Source organism: Alkalibacter saccharofermentans DSM 14828, assembly GCF_900128885.1.
GTDB classification, from domain to species: Bacteria; Bacillota; Clostridia; order Eubacteriales; family Alkalibacteraceae; genus Alkalibacter; species Alkalibacter saccharofermentans.
The window spans coordinates 1-16,803 of sequence record NZ_FQTU01000012.1 but is presented as its reverse complement, the minus strand read 5'-3'; the positions used below and the strand labels follow the sequence as shown (position 1 = coordinate 16,803).

The window sequence follows — 16,803 nt, the reverse complement described above, 5'->3', positions numbered from 1 at the left end:
TTATACCAATTCGATCAAAGCCGCTTCAGCAGCGTCTCCTCTTCTTTGTCCAAGTTTGTATATTCTAGTGTACCCACCGTTTCTTTCCTTGTACTTCGGTGCGATTTCATCAAAAAGCTTCGCTACAACCGCTTCGCTGTTGATATAAGCCAAAGCTTGTCTTCTTGCATGAAGATCTCCTCTTTTGCCCAGTGTGATCATTTTCTCAGCAATCTTTCCGGTTTCCTTAGCTCTGGTAATTGTAGTTTCAAGTTTCCCGTTATCCAGTAGGGCGGTAACCAGATTTCTTAGCATCGCTTTTCTCTGATCTGTGGGACGTCCCAGTTTTCTATAACCAGCCATCGTTATCCCTCCTTCTTACTCGTCGCTTTGTCTCAAGCCAAGGCCAATCTCGCCTAGCTTGTACTTTATTTCATTTAACGATTTTTTACCGAGGTTTCTGACTTTCATCATGTCTTCCTCTGATTTTTGTGTCAGCTCTTCAACAGTATTTATGTTTGCCCTTCTTAGACAATTGCTGGATCTGACAGACAGTTCCAACTCTTCTATGGACATCTCAAGCATTTTTTCCTTTTTGTTTTCTTCCTTTTCAACCATAATTTCAACAGTGCTTACATGGTCTGTAAGATCTATGAAAAGTCTCAAATGCTCGTTAAGTATTTTTGCTGATAGGGATATGGCCTCTTCAGGAGTAATCGTACCATCGGTCCAAAGCTCAATGGTCAATTTATCGAAATCAGTGACTTGACCTACACGGGTATCTTCAACTGAATAGTTTACTTTCCTTACGGTAGTAAAAGAAGAATCCACTGGAATAGTTCCGATAGGTTGTTCTTTTGATTTGTTCCTCTCCGCAGAAACATATCCTCGCCCTTTTTCAAGGACGATTTCCATGTTCAGCTCAGCGCCTTCGCTCAAGTATGCTATGTGCATGTCCGGATTTAAAATATCTACATCCGCATCAGCAACAATATCTCCTGCTGTAACCTCGCCTTCGCCTTTAGCCTCGATTCTGACTGTCTTTGCCTCGTCGCAGTAAAGCTTAGATGCGAGACCCTTAAGGTTAAGTATGATTTCCACCACATCTTCCTTGACACCAGGAACAGTGGCGAACTCATGGAGGACGCCGTCGATTTTAACGCTGGTTACTGCAACTCCCGGCAAAGAAGAAAGCATGATTCTTCTTAAAGAATTCCCCAGTGTTATTCCGTAGCCCCTCTCTAGGGGTTCTACGACAAATTTGCCGTATTTGTTGTCCTCAGACAGCTCTATGATCTCAATTCTCGGTTTCTCTATTTCTATCATACATAAACCCTCCCATTTAATATTTTGTTCCGTGGAATTTTGAGGGTAACTAATCTATCAATGTCTATCTTGAATAAAGCTCAACGATCAAGTGATCTTCAATGTTAAGATCAATATCGTCTCTTGCAGGTAATGCAATAACCTTACCCTCGAGCTTTTCAAAATCTGCTTCCAACCATTTCGGAGTTACTTTGCTGGAAGTTGATTCCACGATTGCCTTGAACTTATCAGATTTTCTGCTTTTCTCGACAACCTGAACCAAATCTCCTTCGCTTACCTGGTAAGAGGGGATATTGACTTTCTTGCCGTTTACTGAGTAATGTCCGTGCAATACAAGCTGTCTAGCCTCTTTTCTTGAAGCTGCAAGTCCAAGCCTATATACCACATTGTCAAGTCTCAACTCCAACAATTGCAATAAGTTATCGCCGGTGATTCCTTGTTTCTTAGCTGCCATTTCAAAATATTTTCTGAACTGCTTTTCCATGATTCCGTATATTCTTTTCGCCTTTTGTTTTTCTCTAAGCTGAATACCGTATTCTGAAAGCTTTGTTCTTCTTTGTCCGTGCTGTCCCGGAGCAAATGCTCTTTTTTCCATAGTGCACTTGTTGCTGTAGCACTTGTCTCCTTTTAAGTAAAGCTTCATATCTTCTCTTCTGCATAATCTGCAGGATGCTTCCGTATATCTTGCCATTAGTTTATAACACCTCCCAATCTTTAACTATACTCTTCTTCTTTTCGGTGGTCTACATCCATTGTGGGGAATTGGAGTGACATCCTTGATTGATGTAATCTCCATGCCAGCAGCCTGCAATGATCTAATCGCCGCTTCCCTTCCTGAACCAGGACCTTTTACGAATACTTCAATTATCTTTAAACCGTGCTCTTTAGCTACCTTTGCAGCTTCTTCCGCCGCCATTTGAGCTGCGAAAGGAGTGCTTTTTCTAGAACCTTTAAATCCCAAGCCGCCTGCGCTGGCCCATGAAATAGCGTTTCCAGAAACATCGGTAATGGTCACGATTGTATTATTGAACGTCGACTGAATATGAGCTTGTCCTCGCTCGATATTCTTTTTGATTTTCTTTTTTCTACTTCTAACAACTTTTTTAGCTGCCATACCTGATTTCCCTCCTAACTACTATTTTTTCTTTCTGCTTACAGTTCTCTTAGGACCTTTTCTAGTTCTAGCATTGGTCTTAGTCTTTTGTCCTCTTACTGGAAGACCTTTTCTGTGTCTTAACCCTCTGTAGCTTCCAATCTCGATAAGTCTCTTGATGTTAAGGTTGACTTCTCTTCTCAAGTCACCCTCAACAGTGAAATCTCCATCGATGACAGATCTAAGCTGGTTTACCTCTGACTCAGTAAGATCCTTGATTCTTGTATCTGGATTGATACCCGTTTTGGTCAATATTTGTTGTGCACTGGTAAGTCCTATACCATATATATAAGTCAAACCAACTTCAACTCTTTTATCTCTTGGTAAGTCAACACCGGCGATTCTGGCCATTAAATGTTACACCTCCTGTTTTATTTGTGTAATTTATTATTAAGAACATAGCAGTATCCCATAGATACTCAGCCGCAACTACATTCATGTTTTAACCTTGCTTTTGCTTGTGTTTTGGGTTTTCGCAGATTACCATAACTCTGCCTTTTCTTTTGATGATTTTGCACTTTTCGCAAATAGGTTTTACAGATGGTCTTACTTTCATCTCTATTCCTCCTTTATCCCTTTTTTCCTTTACCACGCCAAATAATTCTGCCGCGAGTCAAGTCATAAGGTGATAATTCTACAATTACTTTGTCTCCAGGCAGTATACGGATGTAGTTCATCCTTAATTTACCGGAAATGTGGGCAAGGATTTTGTGTCCATTTTCCAGCTCAACCTGAAACATCGTATTAGGCATAGCCTCAAGAACCGTACCTTCGACTTCAATAACATCCTGCTTGGTCATTTCACAACCTCCTGTTCTCCAATAAGGCAATCTTTTTTATATCTGTCCAAACCTCTTCTGATTTCAGCATTTGTTACCTTAAGACTTTTTGTCAGTTTATCGCTTATATCTTCAATAACATAACTAGTTTTCGCAAGATGTTTTATTTTCTTTCTTTTGCTTTTTTCAATTCTTCTCAAATCTCCATCAGCAACGCTTGCAAACCCCGTTTCTTCGGTTTTTAAAACAACCAAAAAGTTGCCTTTATCCCTGCCTGCTATTGAGCGAACGACCTGACCCAACTTTAAATTTTCCTCTTCCATTTCACACCTCGAACAACTACTCTATTGTAAGAATTTCCGGCGGCCCTTCTGGGCTTATGGCAATCGTATGCTCATAATGAGCTGAGTACTTTCCATCCAGCGTAACCACCGTCCAATTATCCTCAAGAGTCTTTACCTTGTACGTGCCCACATTTACCATGGGTTCTATGGCAAGAGCCATTCCCGGCGCAAGCCTCGGACCTCTGTTTGGAATTCCAAAATTGGGTACGGGGGGATCTTCGTGCATATCCCTTCCTATACCGTGTCCAACGTAATCTACAACTACTGAAAACCCGTTCTCTTCAACGGTCTTTTGTATTCGGCTTGATATGTCAGATAATCTGTTGCCTTTTACTGCATATTCAATGCCATCGTAGAAGCTTTGTCTGGTGACGCTTATCAGCTTCTTGGCCTCTTCGCTTATGGAACCTACTCCATAAGTTTTAGCGCTGTCACCATAGAAACCATTTAATATGGCTCCTACGTCGACGCTGATAATGTCCCCTTCCTGCAAAACCCTCTCCGACGGTATTCCATGAACAACCTGTTCATTAATGGATGTGCAGATGGATGCAGGAAATCCATGATAACCCTTGAACGCAGGTTTGGCCCCGGCCCTAAGTATAAACTCTTCTGCCAGCCTGTCCAGTTCCATTGTAGTGATTCCAGGTTTGATGTGCTTTGCCATCTCTCTATGAACTCCTGCTACAATCTTACCCGCTTTTTTCATCAACTGAATTTCTTCCGGTGACTTTACGATGATCATTCTTTTGCTCCCTGAAGAGCTTTCTTAATGTCTTCAAAAACTCGGTCAATATCTTGCTGACCATTTATATCCACCAACAAACCTCTTCCCTTGTAATACTCAATCAAAGGTTGCGTTTGCTCGTTATAAACCTGCAGTCTTTTGGACACTGTTTCCTCAACGTCGTCTGCCCTTTGATAAAGTTCGCCTTCGCACAGATCGCAAACGCCCTCTTTTTTCGCAGGATTGAAGCTAACGTGATATGTAGCACCACATGACTTGCAGATTCTTCTGCCCGTTATTCTTTGAAGCAGCAAATCTTGATCCACTTCGATGTTTAATACGGCGTCCAGTTCGATTTTCATGCTCCCAAGCTCTTTTTCCAAAGCTTCGGCCTGGAAAACTGTTCTTGGGAAACCATCCAACATGAACCCTTCTTCGCAGTCTTTCTCAAGCAATCTGTCTTTTACCAGATCCACTACGAGTTCATCAGGCACCAATAAGCCTTTATCCATAAACTCTTTGGCTTTCAGGCCTAATGGCGTGTTTTCCTTCAAGTTTTTTCTGAATATATCTCCGGTGGATATATGGGGAATCTTGTAAGCCTCAACTATGTTTGCAGCCTGAGTTCCCTTTCCAGCACCCGGAGGTCCTAATAAGATTATTCTCAAATCGCTCATCTCCAATGTAATATTTACTTCAAAAATCCGTTGTAGTGTCTCATCATCATCTGAGACTCCAACTGTTTTATGGATTCGATGGCAACACCAACTACTATCAGTAGACTGGTTCCGCCGAACTGAAGGTTTACATTCATAACATTACCCAAAATAATGGGAACCGTAGCAACTGCCGCAAGGAAAATACCTCCAAACAAAGTGAGTTTGGTGACAGACTTGTTTATGTAGTCTGTAGTAGGCCTTCCAGGTCTTATCCCCGGTATGAAACCGCCGTTTTTCTTTAAATTGTTGGCAATATCAATAGGGTTGAAGGTAATCGCTGTGTAAAAGAATGTAAATGCTATTATCAAAGAGATGTATAAAATCGTCGTTACTGTAGTTCCCCATCCGAAGTATCTCACTATCCAGTTAGCTACTCCTGAATTCGGGAAAAAGTTTGCCAGTGTCGCCGGGAACATCGTAATTGAGCTGGCAAATATAACCGGGATAACTCCCGACATGTTTACCTTCAAAGGTATGTGGGTGCTTTGTCCACCGTACATTTTTCTTCCGACGACTCTTTTTGAGTATTGCACCGGAATCCTTCTTTGACCTTCCTGTACGGCTATTACAAATACTATAACCAACAGTGCAAAGAGGAAGAACAGCACCAGGCTGAATATATTCAAAGTTCCTACCTGGACGTACTCCCAAAGACCTTTCAATGCGAAAGGCAATCTTGAGATAATGCTGACAAATATTATCAACGAAATGCCATTTCCAATTCCGTTTTCCGTTATCTGCTCACCTAGCCACATCAAAAACGCCGTTCCCGCTGTTACAGTCAGGATTGCCAAGGTTATAGTAAACCAAGTTCTCTCGGTCATGATCTGCTGGAATGTAAGCGTCATTCCCAAGGCTTGAACCAAGGCCAATACCACCGTTAGATACCTGGTATACTGGGCCAGTTTTTTTCGTCCATCTTCACCTTCTTTTGAGAGTCTTTCAAGTGCCGGTATGGCAAATGTCAAAAGATTCATAATGATCGAAGCGTTGATATATGGGGTGATGCTCATTGCAAAAATGGTAAAATTGCTGAAGTTTCCTCCTGCAAATATGTCGTAGAAACCCAACATGCCTCCATCTTGTATATATTGAGCCAATATGGCTGTATCAATATAGGGAACCGATATGAAGCTACCTAATCGATAAATAAAAAGCATCAATAATGTGAAAATGATTTTTTTTCTTAAATCGGGTATTCTCCATGCATCCCGTAAGGTAGAGAGCATATTAGATCACCTCTACCTTTCCTCCGGCCGTTACGATCTTCTCTTCAGCAGATTTGCTGATTTTGTTCGCTTTTACCGTTAAAGATACGTTTAGATCTCCGTTTCCTAGCACCTTGATGCCGGTTAAAGATTTTTTTACCAATCCCGCTTCTATTAATAGCTCGGGAGTTACTTCGGTGTTTTCAGTAAAAACATTTAAATCTTCCACATTTACGATTGCATACTCTTTTTTGAATCTAGCGTTGGAAAATCCTCTTTTAGGAAGTCTTCTTGCCAAAGGCATTTGACCACCCTCAAATCCGATTCTTACTCCACCGCCTGATCTTGATTTCTGTCCATCCTGACCACGTCCGGCAGTCTTTCCTTGTCCTGTGGCAGTACCTCTACCTTTTCTTTTCTTCTTACCGGTAGAACCATCTGCAGGTCTTAGCTCATGTAATTTCATCTGTACACCTCCTTATACTTCTTCTACTTCCAGCATAAAGTCAATCTTATTTATCATACCTCTAATTTGAGGTGTATCTTCCTTGATAACAGTCTGACCGATTTTCTTTAGCCCCAAGGCCTCGACTGTAGCTATTTGCTTGTCCAGTCTGCCTATTTTGCTTTTCTTTAAAGTAATCTTTAAATTTGGCAAGGATACTCCCTCCTATCCTAGAATTTCTTCTATTGTTTTTCCTCTTAGTTTGGCTACTTGTTCAACAGTAGTAAGACGTGCAAGTCCTTCCATTGTTGCGTTTACCATGTTTCTTGCATTGTTTGTTCCCAAAGACTTGGTTCGGATGTCTCTTACACCGGCAAGCTCGAGCACCGCTCTTACTGGTCCGCCTGCAATAACTCCGGTACCTTCTCCAGCAGGCTTTAAAAGTACATTTCCCGCTCCGAAATGTCCGACAACTTCATGTGGGATTGTAGTATTTGACAATGGAATCTTAATTAAATTCTTTTTAGCATCTTCTATTCCTTTTCTGATTGCCTCAGGAATTTCGATCGCTTTGCCAACACCTGCTCCTACATGGCCATTTTCGTCTCCTACGATAACTAAACAGCTAAATCTAAAGTTACGGCCACCCTTTACAACTTTTGTTACTCTGTTTATAGATACGACCTTTTCTTTCAGGTCAAGTTTGCTAGCATCAATCATTTCTCGCTGCATGGATTAACCTCCTTTTCTAAAACTTCAATCCGGCTTCTCTTGCGCCTTCAGCCAGTTCTTTAATTTTACCATGGTAAATGTATCCTCCACGGTCAAAGACTACGGTGTCGATGCCTTTGGAAATTGCTTTTTCTCCAATTGCCTTTCCGACCATCTTAGCCGCTTCTTTCGTTCTTGTAGAAGAGAGTTTCTCCTTAAGATCTTTATCTAGCGTGGAAGCGCTGACCAATGTTGTTCCGTTGGAATCATCGATGATTTGCGCATATATGTTTGAATTGCTTCTATATACATTCAGTCTTGGTCTTTCAGACGTTCCGTTAATTTTAAATCTCATTCTCTTATGTCTGTTTTTTCTGATTTTGTTTTTAACGGGCTTTTTTATCATTTGGATTCACTCCTTTCTACTTACCTGTTTTTCCTTCTTTACGTCTAATTTTTTCATCAGCGTATTTGATTCCTTTGCCTTTGTATGGCTCAGGCTGTCGCTTCTTTCTGATATTCGCAGCGTGCTCTCCTACTCTTTCTTTGTCGATGCCTCTTACGATTATCTTGTTTGTTCCTTCAACTTCTGTTTCTATGCCAGCTGGGTCTTCCATCTCTACAGGATGAGAGTATCCCAGGTTTAAAGTTAATTTCTTGCCTTGCTTTGCCGCTCTGTATCCAACTCCGTTGATTTCAAGTCTTTTTTCAAAGCCTGCGCTTACGCCTACAACCATATTGTTGACTAAGGCTCTCGTAAGACCATGAAGTGCTCTATGCTCTTTTTTATCAGACGGTCTCGTTACGATAACTTGTCCGTCTACTTCTTCGATCGCTATATCACTGTTAAAGCTCTTTTTAAGCTCGCCCTTAGGTCCTTTTACAGTTACATCGCTTCCGTCAACAGTTATAGTTACTCCCGCGGGAATAGCAACAGGCATTTTTCCGATTCTAGACATTCTAACACCTCCTATTATGATGTTTTGTTACCAAACGTAACAAAGCACCTCTCCGCCTACTCCAACTTTTCTTGCCGCTTTATCTGTTACAACACCTTTTGATGTTGAGATAATCGCAATACCCAGTCCGTTAAGCACTTTTGGGATTTCATTCTTGTTTGTATATACTCTAAGGCCCGGCTTTGAAATTCTCTTTATGCCAGTGATAACCTTTTGCTTGTTTTCTCCGTATTTCAGGGCGATCTTGATCATTCCCTGCTTGTCGTCCTCCGTATATACAACGTTTTTAACAAATCCTTCCTCTAACAAAATCTTGGCTATTGCCTTCTTTTCGTTAGAAGCTGGAATTTCTACATATTCATGTTTAGCATCATTTGCATTACGGATTCTTGTAAGCATATCTGCTATAGGATCGGTCATTACCATTATTGTGTACCTCCTTCCACAAAATCAATCTTACCAGCTTGCTTTTTTAACGCCTGGTATTTCGCCTTTATAGGCCATTTCTCTGAAGCATATCCTGCAAATTCCGAATTTTCTCAAGTACGCATGAGGTCTTCCGCAAATTCGGCATCTATTATAAGCTCTTGTAGAATATTTAGGTGTTCTTTGCTGCTTTTCCACCATAGCTTTTTTTGCCATTTATATTCCTCCTTATTATCGATTGAAAGGCATTCCCATCAAGCTTAAAAGTTCTAAAGCTTCTTCATCAGTCTTTGCAGTCGTTACAAAAATGATGTCCATACCTCTTATCTGTTCTACTTTATCGTACTCAATCTCCGGGAACATAAGTTGTTCCTTCACGCCCATCGAGTAGTTTCCTCTTCCATCAAAAGACTTTGCAGATACTCCTCTGAAGTCTCTAACTCTAGGAAGGGCGATATTGAATAATTTATCTGTAAACTCATACATTCTATCAGCTCTTAAAGTAACTTTGGCTCCTACATTCATACCTTCTCTTAGTTTAAAGTTCGATACGGATTTTTTCGCCTTGGTTATTATAGGCTTTTGCCCTGAGATGATGCCCAAGTCACTGACTGCAGCTTCAATAAGCTTTGCATTGTCTTTTGCATCTCCAAGTCCCATGTTAATTACAACTTTATCAAGTTTAGGCACTTCCATGATGTTGTCGTACTTGAACTTCTCCATCATTGCCGGAATTACCTCATTTTTATATTTGTCCTTTAATCTTGGCATCTAGTTTACCTCCTTCCCTACTACTTGTTAAATGTTTCTCCGCACTTTTTGCAGTATCGAACCTTGCTTCCGTCTTCTAGGAATTTAACTCCGGTTCTTACTCCTTTTTTGCATTTTTCACAATATAACAACACATTCGAAGCGTGAATTTTGCCTTCCTGCTTAATGATACCGCCTTGCTGTACTTTCTGGGAAGGTTTCATATGCTTTGTCATCATGTTGATTCCTTCTACGATCACTCTGTTTTCCTTTGGGTAAACTGCAATTATCTTTCCTGATTCACCCTTGAATTTTCCTGAGTTAACCATAACAACGTCGTCTTTTTTAACATGCATTTTCTTTCTCAAATAAGCCACCTCCTCTTAAAGTACTTCCGGTGCCAGGGATAGAATTTTCATAAATTTATGCTCTCTCAACTCTCGAGCAACAGGTCCGAAAATACGTGTTCCTCTTGGCTGTTTGTCATCTTTTATAACTACGGCAGCATTTTGATCGAACTTAATATAGCTTCCGTCTTCTCTTCTAATACTCTTTACCGTTCTAACCACTACAGCTTTGACAACGTCTCCTTTTTTGACAACTCCACCTGGTGTTGCAGCTTTTACAGAGCAGACGATAATGTCGCCGACAGTAGCATATCTTTTTCCAGAACCGCCGAGAACTCTAATGCACAACAATTCTTTAGCACCTGTGTTATCGGCAACTTTAAGCCTGCTTTCTTGTTGTATCATCTGTTTTGCCTCCTTTCAAACACTATTAAAGTGCCTTTTCTACTATCTCAACTAATCTCCATCTTTTATCTTTACTTAAAGGTCTAGTCTCCATGATTTTCACAACATCACCCATGTTGCACTGGTTTTGTTCGTCATGAGCCTTAAATTTCGTGGTTTTTTTAACCCTTTTATTGTAAAGAGGATGTCTTACAAAAGTTTCAACAGCAACAACGATCGTTTTATCCATCTTGTCACTCACTACTTTTCCGACTCTTGTCTTTCTTTGCGCTCTTTCCACAAAAGTACCCTCCTTTTTCCTTAAGCTTCTATAGCTTTTAATTCTCTTTCATTAAGAATCGTTTTGATCCTTGCATACGTTCTTTTCACTTCTCTGATTCTCATTGGATTCTCCAATTGACCAGTGGCAAGTTGGAAACGAAGGTTGAACAACTCTTCCTTGAGTTCACTAAGTTTAGTTTCCAATTCCTGTGTACTTAAATCTCTTATCTCTTTAGCTTTCATTAGGATTCACCACCCACTTCTTCGAAATCTTTACGGGTAACAAATTTTGTCTTGATAGGCAGCTTGTGCATCGCAAGTCTCATGGCCTCTCTAGCCAATTCTTCGGAAACTCCCGCAATTTCAAACATGATTCTGCCTGGCTTAACAACGGCTACCCAGTATTCTGGCGAACCTTTACCGGAACCCATCCTGGTTTCTGCCGGTTTTTGGGTTACTGGCTTGTCTGGGAATATTTTTATCCAGACCTTCCCGCCTCTTTTGATATATCTTGTCATAGCGATACGAGCCGCTTCTATTTGATTTGATGTAATCCAGCCCGGTTCTAGGGCTTGAATTGCAAAGTCACCATAACTGATAGTATTTCCTCTGGTTGCCTTGCCTTTCATTCTACCTCTATGAACTCTTCTACGTTTAACTCTTTTAGGCATTAACATTATGGTTTCCTCCTTCCTTAGTTCTTCTTATCTTCTTTTTTTTCAGGAAGAACTTCTCCTTTATTGATCCAAACTTTGACACCGATTTTCCCATAAGTGGTGTTTGCTTCCGCAAATCCGTAATCAATGTCTGCTCTCAGTGTTTGAAGAGGTACATTCCCTTCGCTGTAATGTTCTGTTCTCGCCATCTCAGCTCCGTTAAGTCTTCCTGCTACGCAGGTTTTTATGCCTTGGGCGCCGCTTCTTAAAGCTCTCGTTATAGACTGCTTCATCGCACGTCTGAAAGAAACCCTTCTTTCAAGCTGTGAAGCGATGTTTTCAGCTACTAATTGAGCGTTAGCATCGATGTTCTTGACCTCTACGATGTTTATGAATACATTCTTTGTTGTAAGCTTGGCTATCTGATTCTTAAGTGCTTCGATTCCTGAACCACCTTTTCCAATCACCATACCCGGCTTAGCTGTGTGAATGTGTATCCTTATTCTGTTTGCATATCTTTCGATTTCTATGCTAGAGATCCCCGCTGTGTATTGGTTCTTCTTGATAAATTTTCTGATTTTATCGTCTTCGATAAGAAAATCTGCAAAATCTTTGTCTTTTGCATACCATCTTGCATTCCAGTCCTTGATTACTCCAACTCTTAATCCGTGCGGATTGACTTTTTGACCCACTAACTATCCCCTCCTTACTCTTTTTCTTTAAGTACTACAGATATGTGACTGCTTCTTTTTTTGATTAATGCCGCTCTTCCCATTGAACCCGCTCTGAATCTTTTCATCGTAGGTCCCTGGTTAGCATATATCTCAGATACAACTAGTTTACCTGGATCCATTTCATAGTTGTTTTCTGCATTGGCTGCAGCAGACTTTATTACTTTCTCTACCACTCTTGCTGATTTATTCGGTATTACCGATAATATGTTAATGGCTTCTCCAATGCGTTTTCCTCTTACAAGGTCAACAACCAGTTTTGCTTTTCTAGGCGATACTCTTACGTATCTAGCGCTTGCTTTAGCTTCCACTTAATTTAACCTCCTTCCAAAACTTCTTATTTCTTGCCAGAAGTCTTTTCTCCCGCATGACCTCTAAATGTTCTTGTAGGAGCAAATTCTCCAAGCTTGTGTCCAACCATATCCTCTGAAAGATATACGGGAACATGCTTTCTTCCGTCGTGTACTGCTATGGTATGACCTACCATTTGAGGGAAAATCGTCGAGCTACGAGACCAGGTTTTAATAACCTTTTTCTCGTTGTTTTTGTTCATCTCTTCAACTCTTTTTAAGAGTCTTTCTTCCACGTAAGGTCCTTTTTTCAATGATCTGCTCATTTAATTACCTCCTTTCAGAACTATTTCTTTCTTTTTCTTACAATGTATTTGTCCGAGCTTTTGTTTTTCTTTCTGGTTTTGTATCCTAAAGCCGGCTTGCCCCATGGTGTAGATGGTCCCGGTCTTCCGATAGGCGCTCTACCTTCACCACCACCATGTGGGTGATCGTTGGGGTTCATTACAGATCCTCTTACAGTAGGTCTGATTCCCATGTGCCTTTTTCTTCCCGCTTTACCGATTCTTACGTTTGAGTGGTCCATGTTTCCAACTTGTCCTATAGTCGCTCTACATTCAAGTCTAACCATTCTCATCTCACCAGATGGCAATCTAAGTATGGCATAGTTGTTTTCCTTTGCCATCAACTGGGCGTAAGCTCCTGCCGACCTTGCCATTTGTCCGCCTTTTCCAGCCTTAAGTTCTATGTTGTGCACGATAGTACCTACAGGTATGTTCGCAAGAGGCAGCGCGTTTCCTACTTTAATGTCTGCATTTACTCCAGACTCTACGTAGTCACCATCTTTCAAGTTCAAAGGTGATATGATGTATCTTTTTTCTCCGTCTGCATAAAATAGCAATGCGATATTCGCGCTTCTATTTGGATCATACTCAATACCGGCAACCTTTGCCTTGATACCATCTTTATTTCTTTTAAAATCTATGATTCTATATTTTCTTTTTTCTCCGCCGCCTTTGTGACGAACAGTGATTTTTCCGTTTGCATTTCTTCCTGCCGTATTTTTCAACGGTTGTAAAAGAGATTTCTCAGGCGTGCTTTTTGTGACTTCTTCAAAAGTGTTCACGCTCATGTTTCTTCTACCTGCGGAAGTTGGTTTGTATACCTTAATACCCATTTCACTTTACCTCCTTTTTACGTCGAGACGATTTGCACTAAGATTAGATTCCTTCGAAAAATTCAATTCCCTTGCTGTCAGGAGCAAGTTTTACGATTGCTTTTTTCCAGTTTGCTCTTCTTCCCGCATATCGGCCCATTCTTTTTATCTTGCCGATTCTATTCATTGTATAGACTTTTTCTACCTTTACTCCGAAAATCTTTTCAACAGCATCCTTGATTTGGATTTTATTTGCATCTTTTTTGACTTTGAATGTGTATTTATTCTCACTCATGTCATCCATGCTTTTTTCAGTAACGATAGGCTTCAAAATTATATCTTGAGGGCTAAGCATTATGCGTACACCTCCTCTATTTTCTCTACTGAATCCTTTGTAGCAACCAAAAAGTCATAGTTTAAAAGATCATATACGTTAATGGTTTCTACAGTGGCTGTTTTCACTCCCGGAAGATTCCTCGCCGATTTATAAACATTCTCGTCAATGCTTCCCATAAGGATAAGAGCTTTTTTTCCGGCTTTTATGTTTTCAAGCACAGTTGCCATTTCCTTTGTTTTTGGAGTTTCCATACTTAACGCATCCAATACCAATAGCTCGTTTTCTGCAACTTTCGCCGATAAAACGGATTTTATCGCCAGTCTGTTCATCTTCTTGTTAACCTTCTGGCTGTAGTCTCTTGGCTTTGGAGCAAAAATGACACCGCCACCCTTCCAAAGGGGCGATCTGATGGAACCAGCTCTCGCTCGACCTGTTCCCTTTTGTCTCCACGGCTTCCTTCCACCGCCTCGAACTTCAGAACGAGTTTTTGTAGACTGAGTCCCTTGTCTCTTGTTGGCAAGTTGAGCTACTACGACCTGGTGCACTACCGCTTCGTTTGGCTCAATGCCGAATATATCGTCTTTCAAAGCTATTTCTTCTACTTTTTCACCTTTTACGTTAATTACATCAATTTTAGGCATTTGTTATCCTCCTTTCCGATATTACTTTTTCACCGTTTGCTTAATAGTTACCAAACTGCCTCTGATTCCCGGAACCGCACCTTTAACCAACAATAGGTTTCTGTCTGCGTCAACTTTTACAACTTCTAGGTTTTGCACAGTCACAGTTACATTACCCATTTGTCCGGGAAGCTTTTTGCCCTTGAATACTCTTGAAGGACTTGAAGAAGCGCCCATTGATCCTGGGGATCTATGATATTTGGAACCGTGTTTCATCGGTCCTCTTGATTGATTGTGTCTTTTGATTACGCCGGCAAATCCTTTACCCTTCGAAGTTCCGCTCACATCGATCTTGTCTCCGTCAGCAAAAACAGCAGCAGTAACATCTTGCCCTACCTGATATTCAGATGCATTGTCTACTCTGAATTCCTTTAAAACTTTCTTGTATTCAAGCTCGTTCTTGTCAAAATGTCCTTTCATTGGACTGTTGACCTTCTTCTCCTTGATTTGTCCATAACCAAGCTGAATGCTATTGTAACCATCTGTTTCTTCGCTTTTAACCTGCACAATTTTGCAAGGCCCTGCTTCTACAACAGTTACCGGAATCAGTTTTCCGCTTTCGTCGAAAATCTGAGTCATGCCTACCTTTTTTCCAATAATAACTTTCTCCATTGTTGCACCTCCTAATAATTAGCGGATTGCCTTATGCAATCATAATCTCCATTACAGTTTGATTTCGATGTCTACACCAGCCGGCAAGTCGAGTCGCATAAGCGCGTCCACAGTCTTTGGCGTCGGGTTTAGGATGTCGATCAATCTCTTATGGGTTCTCATCTCAAATTGTTCTCTAGAATCTTTGTATTTGTGAACCGCCCTAAGGATCGTGATGATTTCCTTTTCTGTTGGAAGCGGCACAGGTCCTGAAACCCCTGCTCCAGTTCTCTTTGCGGTTTCAACAATTTTTTTAGCCGATTGATCCAATACCTTGTGATCATAAGCTTTAAGTCTGATTCTGATCTTTTGTTTTGCCATACCTAAATTTCCCTCCTTACATTTTCTTAGGTACGACCAGGTACCTTCGAACACTCTTCCGGGTGTTCCGTATTTTTTTAAAATACACTTTGGTATCTGTCGCCCGATTTGCAATCTGGACATACTCCGAGAAAATTTCCTCATGGGATAAGCAACCTTCCTCTTCATCGCATAAAGTCACAGCTTAAATATTATACCCCATATTTCAAGTAATCTCAATAGATTTGCATTTTTTTGTTGCTGTTTTTTTGTTTTTTTGATGTTTTTTTGTGGGTTCCTTAGCTAATATAAGGGCGCCCTATGGGCGCCCCTCATAATTCCATGGATTACTCCATGATTTCTGCTACTACTCCGGCTCCTACTGTTCTTCCACCTTCTCTGATAGCAAATCTTAGTCCTTCTTCTACCGCGATTGGCGTGATCAGTTGAATCTCCATTGTAATGTTATCTCCAGGCATTACCATCTCTACGCCTTCTCCAAGCTCGATGATTCCTGTTACGTCTGTAGTTCTAAAGTAGAACTGTGGTCTGTATCCGTTGAAGAATGGAGTGTGTCTTCCACCCTCTTCTTTTGTAAGTACATAAACTTCAGCTTTGAATTTTGTGTGTGGGTTGATTGTTCCAGGCTTTGCCAGTACTTGACCTCTTTCGATCTCGCTTCTGTCAACTCCTCTTAAAAGCGCTCCGATGTTGTCTCCGGCTACCGCTTGATCTAGAAGCTTTCTGAACATCTCAACTCCTGTTACTACTACTTTTCTTCTCTCTTCGCTAAGTCCGATGATCTCTACTTCCTCACCAACCTTAACAACTCCTCTTTCGACTCTTCCTGTTGCTACAGTTCCTCTACCAGTGATTGAGAATACGTCCTCTACTGGCATCAAGAATGGCTTGTCTGTGTCTCTTACAGGCTCAGGTATATATTCGTCTACTGCTTTCATAAGCTCTACTACCTTTTCAGCCCACTCGCCTTCAGGATCTTCCAATGCTTTAAGGGCGCTTCCCACAACGATTGGAGTATCATCTCCAGGGAATTCGTACTCGTTAAGTAGCTCTCTTACTTCCATTTCTACTAGCTCTAATAGCTCTTCGTCATCTACCATGTCTGCTTTGTTAAGGAATACTACGATATATGGTACCCCTACCTGTCTTGAAAGAAGGATGTGCTCTCTTGTCTGAGGCATTGGGCCGTCAGCCGCGCTTACTACCAAGATAGCTCCGTCCATCTGTGCTGCTCCTGTAATCATGTTCTTTACGTAATCCGCATGTCCCGGGCAGTCTACGTGTGCATAATGTCTCGCGTCTGTCTCGTACTCAACGTGTGCTGTAGAAATCGTGATTCCTCTTTCTCTTTCTTCTGGCGCTTTGTCGATGTTGTCGAATGCTACCGCTGCACCTGTTCCATACTTCTTGTTCATTACTGTTGTTATCGCTGCTGTCAACGT

33 protein-coding genes are annotated in these 16,803 nt (G+C 41.1%); all 33 read right to left on the bottom strand.

The window, feature by feature from the left end:
* Positions 1-342 carry a 50S ribosomal protein L17 gene (rplQ, locus tag BUB93_RS08445; RefSeq protein ID WP_073271065.1) on the bottom strand — a complete coding sequence of 114 codons (342 nt, stop codon included), beginning with the start codon at positions 340-342 and terminating at the stop codon, positions 1-3.
* A 15-nt stretch (positions 343-357) separates the two neighbouring features.
* Complete coding sequence (locus BUB93_RS08440; RefSeq protein WP_073271063.1) at positions 358-1,305, bottom strand: DNA-directed RNA polymerase subunit alpha; 948 nt, start codon at positions 1,303-1,305, stop codon at positions 358-360.
* A 64-nt stretch (positions 1,306-1,369) separates the two neighbouring features.
* A complete protein-coding gene (gene rpsD, locus BUB93_RS08435) occupies positions 1,370-1,996 on the bottom strand; it encodes a 30S ribosomal protein S4 (protein WP_073271062.1) in 627 nt (208 codons plus the stop codon).
* Between the two features lie 27 nt (positions 1,997-2,023).
* Positions 2,024-2,419, bottom strand: coding sequence for a 30S ribosomal protein S11 (rpsK, locus tag BUB93_RS08430; RefSeq protein WP_073271061.1), 396 nt, complete (start codon positions 2,417-2,419; stop codon positions 2,024-2,026).
* Between the two features lie 21 nt (positions 2,420-2,440).
* Positions 2,441-2,809 carry a 30S ribosomal protein S13 gene (gene rpsM, locus BUB93_RS08425; protein WP_073271059.1) on the bottom strand — a complete coding sequence of 123 codons (369 nt, stop codon included), beginning with the start codon at positions 2,807-2,809 and terminating at the stop codon, positions 2,441-2,443.
* 91 nt (positions 2,810-2,900) lie between these two features.
* Complete coding sequence (gene rpmJ / locus BUB93_RS08420; protein WP_025434559.1) at positions 2,901-3,014, bottom strand: 50S ribosomal protein L36; 114 nt, start codon at positions 3,012-3,014, stop codon at positions 2,901-2,903.
* Positions 3,015-3,027: 13 nt separating this feature from the next.
* Complete coding sequence (gene infA / locus BUB93_RS08415) at positions 3,028-3,258, bottom strand: translation initiation factor IF-1 (RefSeq protein WP_073271057.1); 231 nt, start codon at positions 3,256-3,258, stop codon at positions 3,028-3,030.
* The gene (locus BUB93_RS08410; RefSeq protein WP_073271055.1) at positions 3,255-3,560 is read right to left on the bottom strand and encodes a KOW domain-containing RNA-binding protein; all 306 of its coding nucleotides are present in this window, start codon (positions 3,558-3,560) and stop codon (positions 3,255-3,257) included. The genes infA and BUB93_RS08410 overlap by 4 nt, the downstream gene beginning before the upstream one ends.
* 16 nt (positions 3,561-3,576) lie before the next feature.
* The gene (map, locus tag BUB93_RS08405) at positions 3,577-4,326 is read right to left on the bottom strand and encodes a type I methionyl aminopeptidase (protein ID WP_073271053.1); all 750 of its coding nucleotides are present in this window, start codon (positions 4,324-4,326) and stop codon (positions 3,577-3,579) included.
* Positions 4,323-4,976, bottom strand: a complete 654-nt coding sequence (locus BUB93_RS08400) for an adenylate kinase (RefSeq protein WP_073271052.1) — start codon at positions 4,974-4,976, stop codon at positions 4,323-4,325. The genes map and BUB93_RS08400 overlap by 4 nt, the downstream gene beginning before the upstream one ends.
* Before the next feature lie 23 nt (positions 4,977-4,999).
* Entirely contained in the window at positions 5,000-6,256 is a 1,257-nt protein-coding gene (gene secY, locus BUB93_RS08395) for a preprotein translocase subunit SecY (protein ID WP_073271051.1), read from the bottom strand.
* 1 nt (position 6,257) lies between these two features.
* On the bottom strand, positions 6,258-6,701 hold the full coding sequence (gene rplO, locus BUB93_RS08390) for a 50S ribosomal protein L15 (RefSeq protein ID WP_073271050.1): 444 nt from the start codon (positions 6,699-6,701) through the stop codon (positions 6,258-6,260).
* A gap of 12 nt (positions 6,702-6,713) precedes the next feature.
* Positions 6,714-6,893, bottom strand: a complete 180-nt coding sequence (rpmD, locus tag BUB93_RS08385) for a 50S ribosomal protein L30 (protein ID WP_073271048.1) — start codon at positions 6,891-6,893, stop codon at positions 6,714-6,716.
* Positions 6,894-6,905: 12 nt separating this feature from the next.
* Entirely contained in the window at positions 6,906-7,412 is a 507-nt protein-coding gene (gene rpsE / locus BUB93_RS08380; RefSeq protein WP_073271046.1) for a 30S ribosomal protein S5, read from the bottom strand.
* A 16-nt stretch (positions 7,413-7,428) separates the two neighbouring features.
* Positions 7,429-7,797: a 50S ribosomal protein L18 gene (gene rplR, locus BUB93_RS08375; protein WP_073271044.1), complete on the bottom strand. Its 369-nt coding sequence runs from the start codon at positions 7,795-7,797 to the stop codon at positions 7,429-7,431.
* 16 nt (positions 7,798-7,813) lie between these two features.
* Entirely contained in the window at positions 7,814-8,350 is a 537-nt protein-coding gene (rplF, locus tag BUB93_RS08370; RefSeq protein WP_073271042.1) for a 50S ribosomal protein L6, read from the bottom strand.
* A gap of 27 nt (positions 8,351-8,377) precedes the next feature.
* Positions 8,378-8,776 carry a 30S ribosomal protein S8 gene (gene rpsH, locus BUB93_RS08365; RefSeq protein WP_073271041.1) on the bottom strand — a complete coding sequence of 133 codons (399 nt, stop codon included), beginning with the start codon at positions 8,774-8,776 and terminating at the stop codon, positions 8,378-8,380.
* A gap of 30 nt (positions 8,777-8,806) precedes the next feature.
* A complete protein-coding gene (locus tag BUB93_RS08360; RefSeq protein WP_073271040.1) occupies positions 8,807-8,992 on the bottom strand; it encodes a type Z 30S ribosomal protein S14 in 186 nt (61 codons plus the stop codon).
* A 15-nt stretch (positions 8,993-9,007) separates the two neighbouring features.
* Positions 9,008-9,547, bottom strand: a complete 540-nt coding sequence (gene rplE / locus BUB93_RS08355; RefSeq protein WP_073271038.1) for a 50S ribosomal protein L5 — start codon at positions 9,545-9,547, stop codon at positions 9,008-9,010.
* 20 nt (positions 9,548-9,567) lie between these two features.
* Positions 9,568-9,882: a 50S ribosomal protein L24 gene (rplX, locus tag BUB93_RS08350; RefSeq protein WP_073271154.1), complete on the bottom strand. Its 315-nt coding sequence runs from the start codon at positions 9,880-9,882 to the stop codon at positions 9,568-9,570.
* A gap of 27 nt (positions 9,883-9,909) precedes the next feature.
* Positions 9,910-10,278, bottom strand: a complete 369-nt coding sequence (gene rplN, locus BUB93_RS08345) for a 50S ribosomal protein L14 (RefSeq protein WP_073271036.1) — start codon at positions 10,276-10,278, stop codon at positions 9,910-9,912.
* A 25-nt stretch (positions 10,279-10,303) separates the two neighbouring features.
* On the bottom strand, positions 10,304-10,558 hold the full coding sequence (rpsQ, locus tag BUB93_RS08340; protein ID WP_073271034.1) for a 30S ribosomal protein S17: 255 nt from the start codon (positions 10,556-10,558) through the stop codon (positions 10,304-10,306).
* Between the two features lie 20 nt (positions 10,559-10,578).
* Positions 10,579-10,782 (bottom strand): 50S ribosomal protein L29, encoded by a 204-nt coding sequence (rpmC, locus tag BUB93_RS08335; RefSeq protein ID WP_073271032.1) that lies wholly within the window; start codon positions 10,780-10,782, stop codon positions 10,579-10,581.
* Positions 10,782-11,216: a 50S ribosomal protein L16 gene (gene rplP, locus BUB93_RS08330; protein WP_073271030.1), complete on the bottom strand. Its 435-nt coding sequence runs from the start codon at positions 11,214-11,216 to the stop codon at positions 10,782-10,784. Before rplP ends, rpmC begins: the two co-directional genes overlap by 1 nt.
* Before the next feature lie 17 nt (positions 11,217-11,233).
* Entirely contained in the window at positions 11,234-11,887 is a 654-nt protein-coding gene (gene rpsC, locus BUB93_RS08325; RefSeq protein WP_073271029.1) for a 30S ribosomal protein S3, read from the bottom strand.
* Between the two features lie 14 nt (positions 11,888-11,901).
* Positions 11,902-12,237, bottom strand: a complete 336-nt coding sequence (rplV, locus tag BUB93_RS08320) for a 50S ribosomal protein L22 (RefSeq protein ID WP_073271027.1) — start codon at positions 12,235-12,237, stop codon at positions 11,902-11,904.
* A 26-nt stretch (positions 12,238-12,263) separates the two neighbouring features.
* The gene (gene rpsS / locus BUB93_RS08315) at positions 12,264-12,542 is read right to left on the bottom strand and encodes a 30S ribosomal protein S19 (protein WP_073271025.1); all 279 of its coding nucleotides are present in this window, start codon (positions 12,540-12,542) and stop codon (positions 12,264-12,266) included.
* Between the two features lie 20 nt (positions 12,543-12,562).
* A complete protein-coding gene (gene rplB / locus BUB93_RS08310) occupies positions 12,563-13,393 on the bottom strand; it encodes a 50S ribosomal protein L2 (protein ID WP_073271022.1) in 831 nt (276 codons plus the stop codon).
* 43 nt (positions 13,394-13,436) lie between these two features.
* On the bottom strand, positions 13,437-13,727 hold the full coding sequence (gene rplW / locus BUB93_RS08305; RefSeq protein ID WP_073271020.1) for a 50S ribosomal protein L23: 291 nt from the start codon (positions 13,725-13,727) through the stop codon (positions 13,437-13,439).
* Positions 13,727-14,350 (bottom strand): 50S ribosomal protein L4, encoded by a 624-nt coding sequence (gene rplD, locus BUB93_RS08300; protein ID WP_073271019.1) that lies wholly within the window; start codon positions 14,348-14,350, stop codon positions 13,727-13,729. Before rplD ends, rplW begins: the two co-directional genes overlap by 1 nt.
* Positions 14,351-14,371: 21 nt before the next feature.
* Entirely contained in the window at positions 14,372-15,001 is a 630-nt protein-coding gene (gene rplC / locus BUB93_RS08295) for a 50S ribosomal protein L3 (protein WP_073271017.1), read from the bottom strand.
* A 51-nt stretch (positions 15,002-15,052) separates the two neighbouring features.
* Positions 15,053-15,361 (bottom strand): 30S ribosomal protein S10, encoded by a 309-nt coding sequence (gene rpsJ, locus BUB93_RS08290; protein WP_073271015.1) that lies wholly within the window; start codon positions 15,359-15,361, stop codon positions 15,053-15,055.
* A 326-nt stretch (positions 15,362-15,687) separates the two neighbouring features.
* A partial coding sequence (tuf, locus tag BUB93_RS08285) for an elongation factor Tu (protein WP_073271013.1) occupies positions 15,688-16,803 on the bottom strand: 1,116 nt, incomplete at its 5' end.